General features: G+C 36.1%; 13 protein-coding genes, 1 pseudogene and 3 other annotated features. Of the genes and pseudogenes, 12 read left to right on the top strand and 2 right to left on the bottom strand.

What is annotated here, in order from left to right; all coding sequences use genetic code 11:
- Positions 1 to 68: 68 nt before the first annotated feature.
- Together WAX78_RS03165 and WAX78_RS03160 are read right to left on the bottom strand one after the other, a co-directional pair.
- On the bottom strand, positions 69 to 1235 hold the full coding sequence (locus tag WAX78_RS03165; RefSeq protein WP_336480832.1) for an oxalate decarboxylase family bicupin: 1167 nt from the start codon (positions 1233 to 1235) through the stop codon (positions 69 to 71).
- Between the two features lie 376 nt (positions 1236 to 1611).
- Positions 1612 to 2061, bottom strand: coding sequence for a YndM family protein (locus WAX78_RS03160; protein ID WP_336480831.1), 450 nt, complete (start codon positions 2059 to 2061; stop codon positions 1612 to 1614).
- Between the two features lie 110 nt (positions 2062 to 2171).
- On the opposite strand from WAX78_RS03160, the gene WAX78_RS03155 reads away from it, so the two are divergent.
- From WAX78_RS03155 to WAX78_RS03100, 12 genes and pseudogenes are all read left to right on the top strand, one after another.
- Complete coding sequence (locus tag WAX78_RS03155) at positions 2172 to 2417, top strand: DUF2651 family protein (protein WP_336480830.1); 246 nt, start codon at positions 2172 to 2174, stop codon at positions 2415 to 2417.
- 206 nt (positions 2418 to 2623) lie between these two features.
- The gene (locus tag WAX78_RS03150; RefSeq protein WP_336480829.1) at positions 2624 to 6139 is read left to right on the top strand and encodes a DUF4020 domain-containing protein; all 3516 of its coding nucleotides are present in this window, start codon (positions 2624 to 2626) and stop codon (positions 6137 to 6139) included.
- Positions 6140 to 6238: 99 nt separating this feature from the next.
- Positions 6239 to 6472 (top strand) — a binding site (T-box leader).
- 55 nt (positions 6473 to 6527) lie between these two features.
- Positions 6528 to 6763, top strand: a binding site (T-box leader).
- Positions 6764 to 6905: 142 nt separating this feature from the next.
- The gene (locus WAX78_RS03145; protein WP_336480828.1) at positions 6906 to 7982 is read left to right on the top strand and encodes a bifunctional 3-deoxy-7-phosphoheptulonate synthase/chorismate mutase; all 1077 of its coding nucleotides are present in this window, start codon (positions 6906 to 6908) and stop codon (positions 7980 to 7982) included.
- A 7-nt stretch (positions 7983 to 7989) separates the two neighbouring features.
- Positions 7990 to 8221: a binding site (T-box leader), on the top strand.
- Positions 8222 to 8320: 99 nt separating this feature from the next.
- Positions 8321 to 9493, top strand: coding sequence for a chorismate synthase (aroC, locus tag WAX78_RS03140; RefSeq protein ID WP_336480827.1), 1173 nt, complete (start codon positions 8321 to 8323; stop codon positions 9491 to 9493).
- A 15-nt stretch (positions 9494 to 9508) separates the two neighbouring features.
- Complete coding sequence (gene hisC, locus WAX78_RS03135) at positions 9509 to 10603, top strand: histidinol-phosphate transaminase (RefSeq protein WP_336480826.1); 1095 nt, start codon at positions 9509 to 9511, stop codon at positions 10601 to 10603.
- Positions 10596 to 11696: a prephenate dehydrogenase gene (locus tag WAX78_RS03130; RefSeq protein WP_336481350.1), complete on the top strand. Its 1101-nt coding sequence runs from the start codon at positions 10596 to 10598 to the stop codon at positions 11694 to 11696. Before hisC ends, WAX78_RS03130 begins: the two co-directional genes overlap by 8 nt.
- The gene (gene aroA, locus WAX78_RS03125) at positions 11697 to 13013 is read left to right on the top strand and encodes a 3-phosphoshikimate 1-carboxyvinyltransferase (RefSeq protein ID WP_413789151.1); all 1317 of its coding nucleotides are present in this window, start codon (positions 11697 to 11699) and stop codon (positions 13011 to 13013) included. It abuts the gene before it with no gap.
- Between the two features lie 112 nt (positions 13014 to 13125).
- A complete protein-coding gene (locus WAX78_RS03120) occupies positions 13126 to 14298 on the top strand; it encodes a GNAT family N-acetyltransferase (protein WP_336480824.1) in 1173 nt (390 codons plus the stop codon).
- A 292-nt stretch (positions 14299 to 14590) separates the two neighbouring features.
- Complete coding sequence (locus WAX78_RS03115) at positions 14591 to 15166, top strand: GNAT family N-acetyltransferase (RefSeq protein ID WP_336480823.1); 576 nt, start codon at positions 14591 to 14593, stop codon at positions 15164 to 15166.
- A gap of 1077 nt (positions 15167 to 16243) precedes the next feature.
- Positions 16244 to 17914, top strand: a complete 1671-nt coding sequence (locus WAX78_RS03110) for a ribonuclease J (protein ID WP_336480822.1) — start codon at positions 16244 to 16246, stop codon at positions 17912 to 17914.
- A 227-nt stretch (positions 17915 to 18141) separates the two neighbouring features.
- Positions 18142 to 18537 (top strand): annotated as a pseudogene (locus WAX78_RS03105) (recombinase family protein); the annotation flags it as partial.
- 737 nt (positions 18538 to 19274) lie between these two features.
- Complete coding sequence (locus WAX78_RS03100; protein ID WP_336480821.1) at positions 19275 to 20498, top strand: MFS transporter; 1224 nt, start codon at positions 19275 to 19277, stop codon at positions 20496 to 20498.
- The last annotated feature ends 20 nt before the right edge of the window (positions 20499 to 20518 follow it).

The raw sequence follows: 20518 nt of genomic DNA, 5'->3' as shown, positions 1-20518 counted from the left end.
AGGGGGATGTTTACATATTAGTGTTATCCGAAGTTGAATGAATCGTTAACAAAAGAAAGCACAATCATCTATTTGATGACAGGCCATTTTTCCTTGCGTAGCGCGTTCATTAATTCTGGACTTACATGTAAGTGTTCCTCTACTAGCTCTTTTGGAGTCAGCGCCATCCATTGGTTCAATGACACGTCAGCAAAGCGATTACTCTTGAACATCTCCAGAAACCATAGGCTTTGATGGCCTGTGTTTTGGATATAATGTCCCATAGCGAACGGTACATATCCTACATCGCCGGATCGGTAATTAAAAGTTCGGGCTGTGCCATTCGCTGCAAATACCGTCATGCGCCCAGTTCCGGTGAGGTAATATTGCCACTCATCATTATTCGGATGCCAATGCATTTCTCTCATTCCGCCTGGCTTGATTTCCACCAACGCCGCCGCAATTGTAGTTGAGATGGGGAAGTTGGTGGAATCAACTATACGTACTGTTCCGCCCGGAGTTACAATCGGATCTTGTGCAAGCAGCCGATGTGTGAAGTTTTTTGGCACAGTACCGTAAGGATCTGAAACCTTCTGACTTTCTAGTGAGCCAGGCACCTTTGATTGAAAAATGTATCGCTGTTTTGTAGGGATATGAGCAAAGGCGCTTTCCGGTACATCGAAATTCGCAGCCAGCACGTCCTTTGGTGTGTGGGCGAACCAATCAGTAATAGAGAAGGTATCGAAGTCGGAGAAGTTGCCATCGTCGAACACGAGCAGAAATTCGCAACCTTCTTCCAGTCCTTGAATCGAGTGTGGAATTCCGGATGGAAAGTACCACAAATCCCCCGCGCTAACATCGGCTACAAAATTCCGCCCGTCCTGGTCGACTGAGGTAATTCGTGCCCGCCCTAAAATCATGTAGGCCCATTCAGCTTGCTTATGCCAATGTAACTCACGCACACCACCGGGTGTCAGCCGCATGTTCACTCCCGCAAGCGTGGTCGCGATTGGTAGTTCTCTAACCGTTATTTGCCGTGACCAACCGCCATGATTTAACTGCATATTGGTGTCGGAAAAAGAGAACTTTAAATTAGGAATCGTTCCGGTGTCGGTGACTGGTGGAATTAACATGTCAGGGTTTTCAATATCTCGCATGATGTCCCGGGGACCAAAATCGGTCGCGCCAGCGCCATCATCTCTTATAGGGTGTGGTATATTTCCATAATCAGTTCTCTTCGAAGATCGTGATTCCACAAAACATGCTCCTTTCTCATTACAATGTACTGCAATGCCTGTATGATTGCTTGTACCAATATATGATATAAACGTGTTTGGTATGCAGATATACAGAATAAAGGGAGAGGCGAGGAAATGACGATGTACATCTTATTCACATCAAGTTAACATAACATCATCGGAAGTTCAAATGGAATGGACAGTTAGCTTAACCACATTTCAAAACTTTCACTTTCTGTGTCTTTCAGTAAAAATAATGGTTCTTAGGATTTTTTCAATTGAATTTAAGGTTAATAACTACTGACGTTATTGTAATCGAAAAAGTGATCTTGCAAGAGATCACTTTTTTGTTATCTTTGATAGAATATTATCGTAAATAGCTGTGCGAAATGTATTATTTCCGTTTTTTTGCATCTGTAACATTCTGTTCTTCAGCAAACTCTGTTCCATAAGCTAACGATCGATGGAAATTAACACCTTTTCTTTCGCTTGTTTGCCCAGTAGAAATACGGCTGAGTAAATAACGGTGAATAAAGACTTCTGCTACTGTAACTACAATTGCTGATAAAATACTTCCCCAAGCAATTTGCATATAATTATCTAAAAGTACGCTGCCGAAAATCCATACACTCATATAAGTGAAAAGAAAATCAACCATGATTGCAGCAGTATTTCCTGCACGTGGTAAGACGATTAGATCTCCTAACATATACGAGGCAATTGTGATAAATAGACTAAAGGAAAAGATGTCAACGATCGTTGCATCAAAGAAAAAATCCAAGCCAATTGCAAAAGCAATCATGCAGGATACAAATTTTAAAAGCAGAATAGTAATATGATTCATCATCTGAACCTCTCTTTTTCTATTTAGTTTGAATGAAAAAAGGGAGTTTATACATGGAATTTTAAAGTTCAAATTGTAAGGTGTTTATATACCTAAATAGGAGTGAGATAATGACTCAATTATTAATCAATCCGATGTTTTTAGTACTCATTTTGTTTCCAGTTATTACGGTAATTTTAAGTGCAATCGCTTATGTAAGGTTAAAAAAATTGTTTGTTATGCCCTTAATCATATTTTTGCTTTCATTAGTCTTTATGTTTATGTATGCAAATGAATCATTTCTCTTTTGGGTAATTGCATATCCAGTGTTATCAATATTAGTTGGGCTTTTGTTCAAATATATTTTGTCTAAATGAATTTAGTGATTTGAACTGCTGTTTAACTTTAAGTTGAAGGGTTTTTGAATGAACTGAAAGGAAAATGAAATATTATTCTCAAAGGTAGAACTGATTTTTAAAAGTAAAAATTTTTATCACCCTTTATTTATCTGAATGTTAAAAAAACGAAAAAAATGTTATATTAAAAAGAGAAAATTAACATTTTTAGGTAAGGAGAGATCGAGATGTGGATTACTTCAGAGGTAGAAATTCCAGATGAACTATTTGATAAACTCGAACAAGGGAAACTCGTAGTATTTGTTGGAGCTGGAGTATCTATGAAAGGCAATTCAAACTTACCGAATTTTGATGATTTAGTCGATTATATTGCGAACGCTCTATATGTAGAAAGACGTGAGGAAAATGAACCGCACGATTATTATCTTGGAAAAATTGCGAAAACGAAAGATGTTCATCAGATTGCTAAGAATCTTGTTCATGTAGCGTATTCAAAGCCAAATCCATTGCATCATTCTATTTTGCAGTTATTCGCGGCTGATGAGAATGTTCGTATTGTCACTACAAATTTTGATCAGCATTTTACAACTGTGCTTGAAGAATCGGAGCGTAACGTGAATATGTATTATGCCCCGGCACTTCCAACTGGAAGAGCTTTTAAAGGATTGGCGTATATTCATGGCAATGTGGAACAAGAAAAAGAAAATTTAATTTTGACAGATGGTGATTTTGGAAGGGCTTACTTAACAGAAGGATGGGCAAGGAGATTTTTAGTAGACCTATTTTCTAATTATACGGTTTTGTTTATTGGTTATAGCCATAATGATCCTGTTATGAAGTATTTAGCAACTGGATTACCACCTAGTACGAGACGGTATGCATTCGTTGCGGAGGGAGAAAATACATATCATTGGGAGCACTTAGGGATTAAGCCGATTGTATATCCGAATAAGGCACAAAATCATCAATCATTAGCGAAGGCAGTACAACGATGGGCAGAGCTAATGGGGGATAATTATATTACAAAAAGAACACGAATTCGTGATATTGTAACGGCTCCACCATCTTTAGAGCAGGAGCAGCTGTCTTATATTAAACAATCTGTAAAAAAAATTGAAACACTCCGTTATTTTGTAGAGTTTGCAAGAGACTACGAATGGGTGGAATGGTTGGAAAAAGAGGGACAATTACGAAATTTATTTTCGGAAGAAGCCGAGACTTCTGAGAAAGATCAATTGCTTGCACAGTGGATTGTAAATCATTTTTTAGTAAGTCATCAAAATGAATTATTTCAGTTAATGTATAAAAATAATACGAAAATATCCGCTATGTTATGGAATACGATATGTGCATATTTAGCAGAAATGGAGCAGCCGATACATACAGTTTCATTTGCGAAATGGATTTTATTATTATTAGAAAAAGCGAAAACAAATGAGTTTTTTATTGAAAATCTACCTTCCTTACTTCAGAAGTGTGTGTACCCAGAGCATAAAGAAATTATGATCCTTTTACTAACTTTTATGTTAGATGGAAAACTAAAATTAAAACGAATTCGACAATGGGAACAGGAGATGCCGGATGTTGTAGAGTTAGCAGAAACGAATCATCTGTCAGCTGTAACTTTTTCAAGGATGCAGTCTATATGGGAAGTGAAAATGAAGCCGCATCTTTCTTATTTTGCTATACCAATTTTGCAGACTGGATTAGAAAAAATACAGAGATTAGCGTTAAAACAGCAGTCACTTCAAATTCATGACACAGTTAGTGAATTACGAAGTGCAATTGAACCGCATGAGCAAGATAGCCAGCCGCGTGAGTTTTCGTTTTTAATTAATATTGTTAGAGACTGTATGGAATATGTTTGTGCCCATTATGAAGAAAAAGCAAATTTTTATATTACTTTTATGCTTGAATTTGGAAGCATCCTGCAAAAGAGAATTGCAATTCATAGTATGAACCATACTGTTTTTCGATCGCAAAATGAAAAAATAGAATGGTTATTACAGCATGGAATGCTTACGGAAGATTCTTGCAAGCATGAAGTGTTTCAACTGTTAAAGAATCATTATGAAGGTGCATCTGAATCTACAAAACAAAAAGTGCTAAGTAACATAGTGAAACAGTTTGAAGCGAAAACTTATTTTGGAGCTTGCAACTTAATAGATTGGCTTTACATGTGTGCTCCAGCTAACGAGTCTACAAAACAAACATATGATTTTATGAAACAGAAATTCCCTCATTTTTCGTCGAGTCAGTTTCCAGATTTACAAGAAGAGCGTATGTTGCAGCCGATTACATGCAATTTAACAGCTGATGGTTTGTTACATATGAGAGAGGAAGAAATATTGAGGCAAGTTCTTCAATATTCACATGAAGGATTGTTTGAGAAGCATCATTTTTTAGAGATGCTTTCTAAGGCATGCAAAACAAATGTGCAATGGAGTATTTCTCTAGCATATCAATTAGTTAGATATAAAGAAGTGAGTAAAGAAGTGTGGTTTGTATTAATGCGGGAGTGGCGAAATTATCGACAATTAACAAATGAGCAAATACAAGAGATTTTACCATTGTTACATCAATTTGTTCGACATGCTACTTATCATTGGCTTATTAGTAGTCTTCTGTATGAAAAAAGCAATCGTTTAGAAGAATTTCAAGAAGAAACAATTCGGGCAGTAAAACAACTTGCTTTTTCGGTGTTTCCTCATGTAATGAAAGGAGAGCAAGGAAGAAGAAAAGAGCAAACGGATTACTACAATGAGGCTGTTCAGCATCCGGTAGGGAAAATAACAGCAGTTTTATTAAAGTTGCTTGCATATGAGCATTTATATGATCGTAATATACATGCGTATTTGTATTTATTTGAAGAGCAGATGCGAAAAAAAACATACTACGTAAATATAATGATTGCTAGGTTAACAGCTGATTTAACATTTTTATATCATATCGAGAAGCAATGGTGTAGAAAATATATGATTCCATATTTAGATTTGCAGCAAAGTGAAGAGGAAACAAAATATGCGTGGGCTGGTTTTGTAAATACTCAAATTAATTTGCCTTTATTCATACAAACAAAGAAATACATTTCTTTTGCGGTTTGCAATTTACATTTGTTAAATAAACAAACACAAGAGGTATTTATGAAATGGCTAAGTTTAGTCTTTTTAAAGTGTATTTTATATTGGGATGAAAAAATAGACTGGTTGTACACTCTTTTTATACAGGAAGAAGAGGTAAGGAAAATAAAGTTTATAGAAAATGTATCTTATTATGTAAAAACATTGAGTATAAAAGAACAACAAAAATTTTGGGAAGATTGGCTTGCGAACTTTTTAATAGAACGCCCCAAAATGAGTATGATATCAGAGAGAGAGTATATCATATTTCTGCGATTTGTATTATATATGGATGCTATTGCTGAAAAAGGGATTGAAGCTGTTTTATCGTATTTTTCTATCTCTTCACTGTATGAGGAAAAACAGGAATTGAAATGTTTGTTCAAACAGATGCTAGAAAAGAGTGAGCTAATTCGTCAAAAACCTTGTATATATGCAAAATTATTTTTCATTTTATTAACAAAGATAAATGATGCAGGGTGTATTGAAAATGAAGTGATTCATCTTCGGCAATTATTTGATGATACAAAGCTCGAAAATATGCTGTTTGAGTGTATTCAAAATGAGATGATGCGTATTGGAATGATAAATCAAAATATAAACGATTCGCCTTTATCATTGTGAGACATACGATGCAGCGGGAGAGAAAAAATTTAAAAATAATAAAAAAGTGTTGACATGGTTAAAAATAACACTTTATAATACAAATCAATACTTAATAAAAATAAAGCATTGAAGGGAACAGAGTAGTGTTTATCTCCCTGTTATAGAGAGCTGATGGTTGGTGGGAATCAGTACAAAGGTAAACGTGAATTACAGTCCTGGAGCATCTTTTTCGTAGTAAAGGCAGATGGTCTTTATGAAGGAAAAGACGGTCGATACGATCGTTAACAAAGAAGAGAGGTAGACACGTTTGTCTACAACTAGGGTGGTACCGCGATAATAATCGTCCCTACTGATTGGATCAGTAGGGACTTTTTGCATATATGCGGACCTACATGAAAATAAAATAATAAGCGCGATGATAGGAAAAAAGAGTAGTGGTTGTTTCCCTGTAACAGAGAGCTGGTGGTTGCTGCGAACCAGTACACAAACAAGCATGAATTACAATCCTGGAGCATCTTTTTCGTAGTAAAGGACAAATGTCTTTATGAAGGGAAAGACGGTCAATACGATCGTTAACAAAAATGAGAGGTAGACACATTTGTCTGCAACTAGGGTGGTACCGCGATAATAATCGTCCCTACTGATTGGATCAGTAGGGGTTTTTTGTATATTTCATACAAGGAATCGTTACCAAACTTGCGTTGTTACAAATATTAGGTTCAGAAAATAGGGAATTTTCAATCCCTTATTATATATTTTCAAAAGATAAAAGGAGGAATTTTCAATGGGAAATCATGAATTAGAACAATTACGTAAACAGGTGGATGAAATTAATTTACAACTTCTGCACTTATTAAATGAGCGTGCAAAGGTTGTTCAAGAAATTGGTCAACAAAAGAAAATGCAAGGTACGAAACGCTTCGATCCTGTTCGTGAGCGTGAAGTACTTGATATGATTGCTGAACATAACGAAGGGCCATTTGAAACATCTACGGTGCAACATATTTTCAAAACAATTTTTAAAGCAAGCTTAGAATTACAAGAAGATGATAATCGTAAAGCATTATTAGTTTCACGTAAAAAGAAACAAGAAAATACAATTGTTGATGTAAAGGGTGAATTATTAGGCAGTGGCGTACAAACATTTATTATGGGGCCTTGCGCAGTTGAAAGTTTAGATCAAGTTCGCCAAGTTGCTCAGGCTATGAAAGAACAAGGTATAAAATTAATGCGCGGCGGTGCGTTCAAACCGAGAACATCCCCTTACGATTTTCAGGGATTAGGAGTAGAGGGTTTGCAAATTTTACGTCAAGTAGCAGACGAATTTGATTTAGCAATTATTAGCGAGATTTTAAATCCAAATGATGTAGAAATGGCACTTGATTACGTTGATGTCATTCAAGTCGGCGCTCGCAATATGCAAAATTTTGATTTATTAAGAGCTGTTGGAAAAGTAAATAAACCAGTATTATTAAAACGCGGTTTAGCAGCGACAATTGATGAGTTTGTAAATGCAGCAGAATACATTATTGCACAAGGAAATGATCAAATTATTTTATGTGAGCGCGGTATTCGCACATACGAAAGAGCAACGCGTAATACACTTGATATTTCAGCAGTACCGATTTTAAAGAAAGAAACGCATTTACCGGTTGTTGTGGATGTAACACATTCAACAGGACGAAAAGATTTACTTCTTCCAACTGCGAAAGCAGCACTAGCAATCGGTGCAGATGCAGTTATGGCAGAAGTGCATCCAGACCCAGCGGTTGCATTATCAGATTCTGCACAGCAAATGGATATTCCACAGTTCCATGCATTCATGGAAGAGTTAAAAGGATTTAAAAATAAGTTATCATAATTAAATAGATATTGTGTTGAAAGGGAAACAGTAGCATTTATCTTCCTGTAACAGAGAGCTGATGGTTGGTGGAAATCAGTACAAAGATAAACGTGAATTACAACCCTGGAGCATCTTTTTCGTAGTAAAGGCCGATGTCTTTATGAAGGGAAAGACGGTCAATATGATCGTTAACAAGAAAGAGAAATAGACATACTTGTCTATAATTAGGGTGGTACCGCGATATCATCGCCCCTACTGATTTAATTCAGTAGGGGTTTTTTTATAAAGTGAAACTTTCATCAGTGGAAGTCTTTCTGACCGTTAGGGCGAGATAAAATCGTAAAGGAGAAACAAAAATGAGATATATAACAGCTGGAGAATCACATGGTCCGCAGTTGACAGTTATTTTGGAGGGTGTTCCTTCTGGTCTTTCTTTAACCGCAGAAGATATAAATACAGAGTTATTAAGACGACAAAAAGGTCACGGCCGCGGAAGACGTATGCAAATTGAAACGGATACTGTTGAGATTGTAAGCGGTGTGCGTCATGGTTATACGCTTGGATCACCAATTACATTGGTTGTGAAAAATGATGATTTTAAGCATTGGACAAAAGTGATGGGAGCTGAACCGATTTCTGAGCAAGAAAGTAAAGAAATGAAACGAGCGATTACAAAACCACGCCCAGGGCATGCCGATTTAAATGGAGCAATTAAATATGGCCATCGTGATATACGTAATGTATTAGAGCGTTCTTCTGCTAGAGAGACAACCGTTAGAGTAGCGGCAGGAGCTGTTGCAAAAAAGATTTTAACAGAATTGGGAGTAACTATCGCAGGGCATGTGCTTGAAATTGGTGGTGTGAAAGTTAATCAAGTTCCACACGTCTCATTAGCAGAGATGCAGATTATTTCAGAAAACTCACCTGTTCGCTGCTTAGATCAAGAAGCAGAGCAAGCGATGATGGAAGCAATTGATGCAGCGAAAAGTAATGGAGATTCCATTGGTGGCATTGTTGAGGTAATTGCTGAAGGAATGCCGATTGGTGTTGGTAGTTACGTTCATTATGACCGGAAATTAGATGCAAAATTAGCTGCAGCCATCATGAGTATTAATGCGTTTAAAGGCGCTGAAATTGGTATTGGTTTTGATGCAGCAAGAAAACCAGGAAGTACTGTACATGATGAAATCGTATGGGATAAAGAAACGGGTTACACAAGAAAAACGAATAACGCTGGTGGATTAGAAGGTGGAATGACGACAGGAATGCCAATTGTTGTGAGAGGTGTAATGAAACCAATTCCTACATTATATAAACCACTTGCAAGTGTAGATATTGATACGAAGGAAGCATTTCAAGCGAGTATTGAACGTTCAGATAGCTGTGCAGTACCAGCAGCAAGTGTAGTAGCAGAAGCAGTAGTTGCGTGGGAACTGGCAACTGCATTAGTAGAACAGTTTGGGAAAGATCGTATGGATCTTATTCAACAAAATATTGCTCAGCATAAAAAGTACGCAAAAGAATTTTAAAAAGGAGGAACTTTTATGAAAGTAAAAGAACAATTAGCAACGCTGCAACCCTATAAACCGGGTAAATCAGCAAAACAAATGCAAGAAGATTATGGTGTTCATTCATTTGTAAAATTAGCTTCAAATGAAAATCCATTTGGCTGTTCACCTCTTGTAATAGAAGGATTACAAGAAGAGTGGAATGAACATGCTTTATATCCGGACGGAGGAGCGATTGAACTCCGTCAAACGATTGCGGAAAAACTACATGTTAAGAAGGAAGAAATTTTATGTGGAAGTGGGCTTGATGAAGTCATTCAAATCATTAGCCGAACGCTGCTTTGCCAAGGAGATAACGTTGTTACGGCTGGAGAAACATTCCCGCAATATCGTCATCATGCGATAATTGAGGGGTGTAAAGTGAAAGAAGTTCCGCTCCAAGATGGAGTCTACAATTTGGACGAAATTGCGTCAGTCATGGATGAAAAAACAAAGATTGTTTGGATTTGTAACCCAAATAATCCAACCGGAACATATGTAAATGACCGAAAATTACGTGAATTTATGAAGAAGGTTCATAAAGAAACATTGGTTGTGATTGATGAAGCATATTATGAATATGTCACTGCGAATGATTTTCCAGATACAATTTCATTGCTGAAAGAGTATAAGAACCTTCTTATATTAAGAACTTTCTCCAAAGCATACGGATTAGCAGCATTTCGAGTTGGTTATGCAATTGGAAATGAAACAATAATTGAGAAATTGAATGTCGTTCGTCTTCCGTTTAATGTGTCATCACTTGCACAAAAAGCTGCAGTACTTGCATGGAATGATGAATCATTTTTACAAAAGACAATTCGGGCAAATCGAGAAGGCCTGGAGCAATATGAGAGCTTTTGCAAAAAAAATGAGATTTCGTTTTATTCATCTCAAACGAATTTTATTTTTCTACCGTTAGAAGATGCGCAAACAGTTTATGAACTTTGTGCACACGCTGGGTATATCATTCGTCCGTTCCTAAATGGTATTCGGATTACAATTGGCACGAGTAAGCAAAATGAAGGAGTGATTGCAGTGTTAAAACAACACTTTAATAATAGCAGGTCTCGAGATGAGGCGCATGTGTAAAAAAGTTGTATTGATTGGAACAGGATTAATTGGTGGTTCACTTGCCTTAGCAATTAAGCGAGAACATAGTGTGACCATTACGGGTTATGATATTCAAAGTGAACAAGCGGAACGTGCAAAACGATTGAATGTAATCGATGAGGTAGGAGTGGACTTAAAGGCAATGTGTGAAGATGCGCATTTGATTATCTTTGCATCTCCTGTCGAAGAAACAACTAAGTTACTTAGAAAACTTGCTTCATTCCAATTACGTGAAGATGTTATTGTGACGGATGTTGGAAGTACAAAAGGAACAATTATGAAGGAAGCAGAAATGTTACTGACAAACGGTGTTACGTTTATTGGTGGACACCCGATGGCAGGATCTCATAAAACGGGTGTAGAAAGTGCAAAGGCACATTTATTTGAAAATGCATACTACATTTTAACGCCAATGAATACTGTTCAGACGGAGAAAGTCGAACAATTAAAAGATTGGTTAAAGGGAACGCATTCACATTTTCTTGTGTTAAATACAGAAGAACATGATTATGTAACAGGTGTTGTGAGTCATTTTCCTCATTTAATTGCTGCAGGATTAGTCAAACAAGTAGAAAAACATGCGGGTGATAATCCATTAATTCATATGTTGGCAGCTGGCGGTTTTAAAGATATTACCCGTATTGCTTCTAGTAGTCCAAAAATGTGGAGCGATATTGTAAGACAAAACCGTCCGCATTTATTACAGTTATTAGAGGAATGGATTATGGAAATGAAGCAATTGCAGCATACAGTCGCAGAAGGAGATGCCGAAGTACTACACACTTACTTTGCAAATGCAAAAGAATATCGTGATTCCATGCCTGTTCGTAAAAGTGGTGCGATTCCTGCTTATCATGATCTATACGTTGATGTTTTAGATAAAATAGGGGCGTTAGCGCATATTACAAGCATACTTGCAAGACAAGAGATTAGTATTACGAACTTGCAAATACTAGAAGCGCGTGAAGGATTACTCGGAGTGTTACGTATTAGCTTTCAAACAGAAGAAGACCGTATGAAAGCAACGCAATCTTTACAGCATGAAGAGTATCAAACATATGAAAGTATATAAATGAAAGAAGGTGCCGTAGTAAATATGGAAACTATACAAACAGCTATAGAAGGCTTGCAAGGAACGATTGTTATTCCAGGTGATAAATCAATTTCACATCGTTCTATTATGTTTGGCGCAATCGCCCACGGTAAAACAACGATTAAAGGCTTTTTACCAGGGGCAGACTGTTTAAGTACTATCTCTTGTTTTCGTGAAATGGGTGTATCGATAACGCAAAATGGAGATGAAGTAGAAGTAATTGGAACAGGAATTGAAGGTTTGCAAGAAGCAGAGCGTGTACTTGATGTTGGAAATTCTGGTACAACGATTCGTTTATTGCTTGGAATACTAGCGAATACAGACCTTCATTTTTGCTTGCAAGGTGATGCTTCAATCGGAAAACGACCAATGAAACGTGTTACAAAACCGCTTAGTCTAATGGGAGCAATAATTGATGGAAGAGAAGGCGGAACGTACACACCGCTAACGATACGAGGAGGAAATCTTCAAGCAATTGATTATATTTCACCTGTTGCAAGTGCTCAAGTGAAATCTGCAATTTTATTAGCAGGTCTAGGAGCGCAGGGTGTAACAAGTGTTACAGAACCTCATATATCACGAGATCATACGGAAAGAATGCTTCAAGCATTTGGTGTACAAGTAAAACGAGATAGAACAAAAGTTTCAATAGAAGGTGGGCAACAGCTTATAGGAACGAACATTCATGTGCCAGGAGACATTTCCTCGGCTGCGTTTTTCCTAGTAAGTGGTGCCATCACTCCGAATAGCAAACTTACATTAAAAAATGTTGGAATCAACCCAACAAGAACGGGAATTATTGACGTTCTTACAAAAATGGGAGCAAAGTTAGCAATTGAACAATGTGATACAGATGCTGCAGAACCTGTTGCTGATCTTATAATTGAAACATCACAGTTAAAAGGGATTGAGATTGGCGGCGATATGATTCCAAGATTAATTGATGAAATTCCAATTATCGCTCTTGCAGCAACACAAGCAGATGGGATTACTATTATCAAAGATGCACATGAATTAAAGGTGAAGGAAACAAATCGAATTGATACAGTTGTAGAAGAACTAACAAAATTAGGAGCACGTATTGAAGCCACGGATGATGGTATGATTATTTATGGGCAAACACCATTAAAGGGAAATACCGTAAATAGTCATGGTGATCATCGAATTGGAATGATGCTTGCAGTAGCTGGATGTATTGCTGAAGGAGAGACATTGATCCAAGATGCGGAAGCGGTTGAAGTATCGTATCCAAGTTTTTTTGAAGAGATTGAGAAGTTGAAGTTAAAAACCCGGTAGATTGATATGAGATCTATCGGGTTTTTATTTGTAAAATTCATACTTTCTGATTATTGTGTTATATTATATTTTGCATGTGTAGTTATGAATACGATGTAGGGGGAAAGTGAGTATGGAAGTAATTCAATTATTAGAAGAACAATACTTGGAGGCAATTCGACTATCTGAATATGCTTTTCAATATAAAGTACCAGAAGATCAAATTGAAAAACGTCTGCAGCTTTTTAAAAAATATCATCAAATATTCGGGATTTTAGAAGAAAAAGAGATTGCGGCAAAATTACACCTTATTCCGTTTGAAATATTTTTAGGAGAAGAAAAGTTCAAAATGGGTGGAATTGCAGGTGTAGCTACATATCCAGAATTTAGACGAAATGGGTACGTTAAAAAACTGCTAAAACATGTGATAGAGACGATGAGACGAGATGGTTATAGCGTTTCAATGCTGCACCCATTTTCTGTTTCTTTTTACAGAAAGTACGGATGGGAATTGTTTGCGAATCGCTTTGTATGTTCATTATCAAAAGCTGATTTAATAATGAAAGAGCACGTGCAAGGAAGAATAAAACGTTTTAATAGGGAATCACATTTGAAAGAAATTGAAATCGTATATGAGCAATTTGCCAAAAGATATTCTGGTATGTTAGTTCGTGATCAGGATTTCTGGTTGGATTTTGTTTATGGTAATCTGCATGCAGCTGTTTATTATAATCAAGTTGATGAGCCTACCGGTTATATGCTTTATAAAATAGAGAGTTCTAAGATGAAAGTAGAAGAATTCGCATCATTAAATAGTGAGGCTAGAAATGGTTTGTGGAATTTCATTTGTCAGCATGATTCGATGATTCAAGAGCTTGAGATGATTGTTCATGAAAAAGAACCATTGCTATTTTCATTACAAGAGCCGCGCATTAAAGCGGAAATAAAACCTTACTTTATGGTTAGAATCGTTGATGTTGAGCGTTTTATTAAGCAATATCCATTTGCTTGGGAACATAATGAAGAAGAGGTTATCTTACATATTTCTGATTCATTTGCTCCTTGGAATAATCAGACAATCATATTCCGAGATAAAGAAGTAGTTATGGTAAGCAAAGAAGAAGCTGAAACATTGAAAGAAAGAGGTATACAACTAAATATTAATGCCTTGTCTACAGCTCTTTTCGGCTATAAAAGTCCATGGGAATTAAATCAAATAGGTACCATTTCTGGAACAGAAGAAGACATAAAGCAATTTGAAAACTTGATTCCTTCCCAGCAACCATTTATTTATGATTTCTTTTAATATTTTATTAAATAGGTATGGATATATTCCTGTATAAGGCTTTCAAAAAATGCTTAATTCTTGATGAATAAGTACTAGTCTCTTTGTTTACTACGTATAATGATACGTTATGTTAACTTCACATGTATATGGTATGCATGTGAATCCATCAGAGTAACATAAACAAGTTGTTTTTTAAGGAACAGTTCATAAAATTTAAATATCAAATCGAAAAGGGGATAGTTCAATGCGTGAATTCTCAATGGTAGTAAATAACGAGGTGAGTAAACAATAATTATAAGGAGACAAGATAATGACAGTGAATATTTCTAATCTGTTTCACGGTAAATACGTTCGACTTTCTGCAATTAAACCAGAGGATGCAAAAGTAATGGAGAAATGGAGCGAGGATGCAGAATATCTTCGTAATGTTGATACGGATATTGCTTTGCCAAAAACAAAAGAACAATTTGAAGCAGAAGGAAGGCAAATTTCAAATGGTGCTTATTTTCCGTTACGTACAATTCTAGATAATGAGTTAATTGGTTTTGTCGCTATTCATAAAATCGAATGGAATAATCGGTCGGGGCTATTAGCTATCGGCATAGGAGAAGTAAAACATCGGAGCAAAGGCTATGGAACAGATGCTTTGCAGCTTGTTCTTCGTTTTGCATTTCATGAATTAAATCTAGATCGTGTAGGCTTAGATGTAATTGAATATAACACAAGAGCAATCCGTGCCTACGAAAAGGTTGGTTTCTTACATGAAGGGAGAATAAGATCAGCTGTTTATCGAGATGGAAAACGCTATGACCGAATTATAATGGGCATTTTACGTTCAGAATGGGAAGCGAAAGAATTAAGTAAAATGAACAAACATTTGAACTAAGTACAAGCTGTACCGTAAATGATAAAGTATAAGGAATAAATCAATGTGGCCCTTTCAGATTAATTTTGAAAGGGCTTCTCATACACTTTTTAAATACATAGATACATTGACTTCTGATAACGGAAATTATGGTAACTATAAGAAGCCTCTGATTATTTAAACCAGAGGCTTCACTTTTTTAGATACCTGAAAATGGGACGTGTTTCCATACTAAAAGGGTAGGCAAAGTCTTTTTAATGTTTGCTATTAGTTTTTGTATGAATTTAACCTCAGGTAATTGTTTGTTTTTGCACATCCCGCGAAATAGGGGAATAACACTCTAACATGTTTCTGAAAATTAATTGATTGTAGTATATTTTTTAATATTTATGAATTTTCCCCTAAGGAGAAACTGTACATGTATCAATATTTATACAGTCTTATTAAAATATGCTTACTAAACAATCTGGCTCTTTAATGGAATACCTGTTGGATTAGAATAAAGTTTGATTATTTTTCTATTCCTCTGGTTGAACAAACGCGCCGTTAGAGCGAAAAAGGTCGCTTAATTACAAGCTCCTTTAGACGAATTTACTAACTCAATCAATTCCTTTAAAAGAATAATCTCTTACCACCTTACAAATCTACACGTTATATTGGCTGTACCACGTTTCTTTTCCATTTTGTTGTGCTACTTGATGAGTCGTATTAGCTTTCCATTTTTGAATTGCTTCTAAGGATTCCCAATAAGAAATTGTAATACTATACTCTTCGTATCTCTTACGCTCTCAATCCTAATAAATCCAGGTTGTGTTTTTACTAGTTCTACCAAGTTGTCTGACATACTTTCATATCTTTCTGAATTGTGTCTTTATTAAGAATCGAAAACCATGAGTGATTTCAATAGCAGCTGTCTCCATGGGAGGAAAGACTTCAATAACGATGTGGGAAACTAAGACATCAATGTTGTAGTCATTATTTTTAGGGAAAAACGGTCTAGAGTTCCCTTTTTTGTAGGAAGCTCGAGCATTCAACCCACTGATAAAGGGAAACCCAAAGGGCATACTAAGATTATATTTAAATTGGGAGGATATAAATTTGAGTACAATAGAAAATGCATTATCTATCTTCGCCTTAGGCGGCTTGAATGAAATCGGGAAAAATATGTATGCTATTGAATATTCAAACGATATCGTGATTATCGACTGTGGCAATAAGTTTCCAGATGAAAGTTTATTAGGAATTGATTTGATTATCCCTGATATAGCTTACTTAGTAGAAAATAAAGATAAAGTCAGGGCTTTAATTGTCACACATGGACATGAAGATCATATCGGGGGGATCCCGTTCTTCTTAAAAAAATTGAATGTACCCGTTTATGCCACACGCTTCACACTAGGATTAATTGAAATCAAATTAAAAGAACATAAACTTCTAGGAGAAAGTGAACTTATTGAAATCAACTCAAACTCAAACTTGACAATCGGAGAAATAAGTGTAAGTTTTTTCAAAGTGACCCATAGTATTCCTGATTGCTTGGGAATAGTCTTTCACACACCAGAGGGTAATATTGTACATACGGGGGACTTCAAGTTCGATTTAACCCCTGCGAATAATGAGAATTCGGATATTCATAAAATGGCTGCAATCGGCAAAGAAGGGGTCTTGCTTCTATTATCTGAGAGTACCAATGCAGAGCGTCCTGGTTTGACCCCATCGGAACAAATGGTAGGTGAACATGTGGAAGCAGCTTTCATGAAAGCCGAACGCAAAGTTATTCTTTCTACCTTTGCTTCAAATATTAGTCGCGTTCAGCAAGTCGTGAATGCAGCGCAAAAAACAAATCGAAAACTTGCGTTGCTTGGACGAAGTATGGTTAATGTTATAGCGGTTGCTATGGAACGTGGTTATTTAACAGTTCCAGATGGAATGTTAATTGACCCACATGAAATCAATGAAATGGCTCCTGAAAGGGTGGCCATTTTATGCACGGGGAGTCAAGGAGAACCATTGGCTGCTCTTGCTCGCCTGTCCACTGGAAACTTTCGCGGTGTCGACATTTTACCTGAAGATACGGTTATCTTTGCAGCAGGTCCAATACCTGGGAATGAACGAAATATCACGAGTATCGTAGACAACTTATTTGCACTTGGAGCCAAAGTGATTTATGGATCAGGAAGTACATCCGGAATGCATGTTTCTGGCCATGGTTATCAAGAAGATTTAAAACTAATGCTTACATTAATGAAACCAAAATATTTTATTCCCATTCACGGTGAATTTAGAATGCTACACCATCACCGTTTATTAGGTGAATCTGTTGGAGTAGAGCAAGGAAACACGTTTATCATCAATAATGGCGATGTCGTCGATATTGAACATACCATTGCCCGTCAGACCCGGAAAATACCAGTGGGGAATACCTACGTAGACGGGGGGGGTGTCGATAATATTGGGGAAATTGTGTTACGAGACCGCAAACAACTTTCGGAGGATGGGATGCTCATGATTGTTTTAACTATGAGCAAAGCGGAAGGAAAACTGATTTCTGAACCCGATACCATTTCTCGTGGATTTGTGGATAGAGATTTCTCAGAACTCCGAAGAGACGTTAATCGCCTTACTATAAAAACTGTTAACGAGCTACAAGAAGCAAATAGAAACCAATGGAATGTAATGAAAAAACAAATAAAAAAATCAATACGACAATATGTATATACACATACTAAGAAAAAGCCAATGATTGTTCCTATACTTATTGAAATTTAATAGGGGAGAAGTTTTAAAAAAAATGAATTAATTGATATTCAACAATTGGGCGCTATTTTTTGAATAAAACTTAGATTTTTAAACGACTTTATTATTATATTTTTTAGTGTAGTGAAATATCTTACTTTAAAAATTAAACAACTATATTTTTAACCCCGTCCTAAATTTAGAACGGGGTTATGCTTGTTTGAGCTTTTAAAATTAAATAACTTTATTATCATTTTACAGATACGGTAGTTGTAACAGATCTAACTCGATTATCACGTTCTACAAAAGATCTGATTGAGATCACGGAACTAATTTCTCAAAAAGGAGCACACTTGAAAAGTCTAAAGGAATCATGGCTGGATACAACCACAGCACATGGAAAAATGTTGTTTACCATTTTCGCTGGAATTGCTCAATTTGAAAGAGATTTAACTTCTGAAAGGACAAAAGAAGGGGTTCAGGCTGCAAGGAAACGAGGGAAACATCCTAGAAGACCGAAAACCGATGAGGAAAAGGTTAATTATGCCTTGTATCTTTTGGAACAAGGGATGAATCGTACGGATGCTGCAGAGAAAGCTGGTATCTCCAGAATGACTCTGTATCGTAAGATACAAAACAATAAAGAGACTAACTAGTAACCAATGGGGCAAGAGGTTCTCAAGCTATGTCTACTTTGCCCCTGGTTACAGCAACGCTGGTACTGGGCTTACAACTATTTTTTAACAGTCTAATACTTTTTTCTATGGTCTAAAACATTTTTTTAATAAGACACATATTAGACATATCTAAAATGTGTGGTCCTTTTAATTTCAACTGTTTCACTTATCTAACCTAAATATAATTATAAGTAGCGCTTTTTACGTTCTTAAAATTAAGCGGTTCATCAATATTTTCTATATATTGAAGGGATGTGATGGAAATGATAGATGATTTGTGGATGTGTTACCGATAAGTGAATGGGTGGATATGGCCAGATGAATGGCGTTACAACTCCTACAACGGGACTTGCCGTATGAATAGCGGCAACGTGAACGGAAGGGGTTACTACAGGAGTGCCAGCAACAACCCTTATTGGAAAGAGGTTCATAATAAGTTCACTCCAATGGTCATGTATGAAATAGTATATTCATTTGTTTGTTTGAAATGTGCAGGTGAAATTTAGTTAAGCTTATAGAAGTTCTACTCTTTGTTTGTAATCTTCATATTCATTCAAGTGGCAGGTGTTTCACGTTTACTCCCCATATATAAAAGTGTTCAATTGGCCATCGCTTATTCCTAAAAATTTTATATTATCTTATGTTTCTGTTTATTTTTAATATTTTTTATTTTATAATTATTTTAATTAAATTATATTTCTTATCTGGAGGTGGCGATGAAAAATTATAGATTTTATTCATTTTGGATAGCTCAAACAAGCATTTCGTTAGCTGATGTCGTATACATCATGGTCATTACGACTTATATTTATCAGAAAACGGAATCTGTATTATTCGCTTCTTTATTTCCCTTTTTTAAGGCCCTTACAAGATTAATAGCTGGCTTGTCAGCACCACTAATCCTACAAAAAAGTTCTATGTCAAAAGCACTTGTAAACTTACAAATTACTAAAACCATTTTGATCACTTTATTACTATTAGGATTTACGCTCTTAACTTCTCATATTTATATTTTATTCGCTTACATATTGATACTTTCTTTCGTAGAAGGATGGGGGAGTCCCTTGTTAAATTCTATAGTCCCCCAAATTGTTTTAAAGGAAGAGCTCGTGAAAGCTAATAGCTTGTTAAGTATTTCCAATCAAGCGGTACAAATTGGCGGTTATACCCTGACAGGATTTATTGTCGTAAAAATAGGACATATTCCTATTTTACTAATAACGGCTGTCTTGTTATGGATTTCGATTGTTTGTTTGTATATAGCAATTCGCTCTCTTTATGATCAGATGACACAAAATCAAGATGCATCCAAATGGACTCTCATGAAGGAAGGATGGATTCACCTTTGGAGTAACTCAACTCTGCGATTAGTTACTTTAATGGATGTAATTGAAGGGATTGCAGGGCAAATATGGGTTGGTACGATTACGTTGGTTTATGTAAAAGAAATACTTCACAAAGGAGAACAATGGTGGGGCTATATTAATGCTTGCTATTATATCGGTACAATTGTAGGAGGGTTTATAACAATATATTTAGCAAAAAAGATTCAAAAAAATCTTATACTCAGTATGGCAGCAGGATCTTTTTTATTTAGCATTCTTACTTTATTATATGGGCTTAGTAGTATTCCTGTCTTATCACTTATACTCTGTATCGCGATGGGTCCGGCATATCAAATACGGGACGTAGCACAGCAAACTGCATTTCAAACAAACATAGATGTATCATTCCTTCCAAAAGTATATGCATCTCGCGGCGTCTTATTATCAACGATTTCGAGTCTTTCCATTTTTATAATTGCGCTCATAGCTGAATACTTAGGTATCAGAATGGTGTATATATTTGGAGCTATACTTATTTGTATTTCGGCTGGACTATCTTTTGTTTTACTTAAAACAAAAAATGAGAAAATGGATGTTCATAATACAATTGGATAGAGTCGAGAAAATACGAATTT

The sequence above is a fragment of the Bacillus yunxiaonensis genome (assembly GCF_037104695.1).
In the GTDB taxonomy this organism is placed as follows: Bacteria; Bacillota; Bacilli; order Bacillales; family Bacillaceae_G; genus Bacillus_A; species Bacillus_A yunxiaonensis.
The sequence above is the reverse complement of the archived record's forward strand: the minus strand, read 5'-3'. Positions and strand labels throughout refer to the sequence as shown.

Excerpts from the sequence above, each read along its gene's own strand:
- WAX78_RS03145 (WP_336480828.1), top strand. The coding sequence starts at position 6,906 with ATGGGAAATCATGAATTAGAACAATTACGTAAACAGGTGGATGAAATT.
- WAX78_RS03155 (WP_336480830.1), top strand. The coding sequence starts at position 2,172 with ATGACTCAATTATTAATCAATCCGATGTTTTTAGTACTCATTTTGTTT.
- WAX78_RS03120 (WP_336480824.1), top strand. The coding sequence starts at position 13,126 with ATGGAAGTAATTCAATTATTAGAAGAACAATACTTGGAGGCAATTCGA.
- WAX78_RS03160 (WP_336480831.1), bottom strand. The coding sequence starts at position 2,061 with ATGAATCATATTACTATTCTGCTTTTAAAATTTGTATCCTGCATGATT.
- aroA (WP_413789151.1), top strand. The coding sequence starts at position 11,697 with ATGAAAGAAGGTGCCGTAGTAAATATGGAAACTATACAAACAGCTATA.
- WAX78_RS03150 (WP_336480829.1), top strand. The coding sequence starts at position 2,624 with ATGTGGATTACTTCAGAGGTAGAAATTCCAGATGAACTATTTGATAAA.
- hisC (WP_336480826.1), top strand. The coding sequence starts at position 9,509 with ATGAAAGTAAAAGAACAATTAGCAACGCTGCAACCCTATAAACCGGGT.
- WAX78_RS03115 (WP_336480823.1), top strand. The coding sequence starts at position 14,591 with ATGACAGTGAATATTTCTAATCTGTTTCACGGTAAATACGTTCGACTT.
- WAX78_RS03130 (WP_336481350.1), top strand. The coding sequence starts at position 10,596 with ATGTGTAAAAAAGTTGTATTGATTGGAACAGGATTAATTGGTGGTTCA.
- WAX78_RS03100 (WP_336480821.1), top strand. The coding sequence starts at position 19,275 with ATGAAAAATTATAGATTTTATTCATTTTGGATAGCTCAAACAAGCATT.
- aroC (WP_336480827.1), top strand. The coding sequence starts at position 8,321 with ATGAGATATATAACAGCTGGAGAATCACATGGTCCGCAGTTGACAGTT.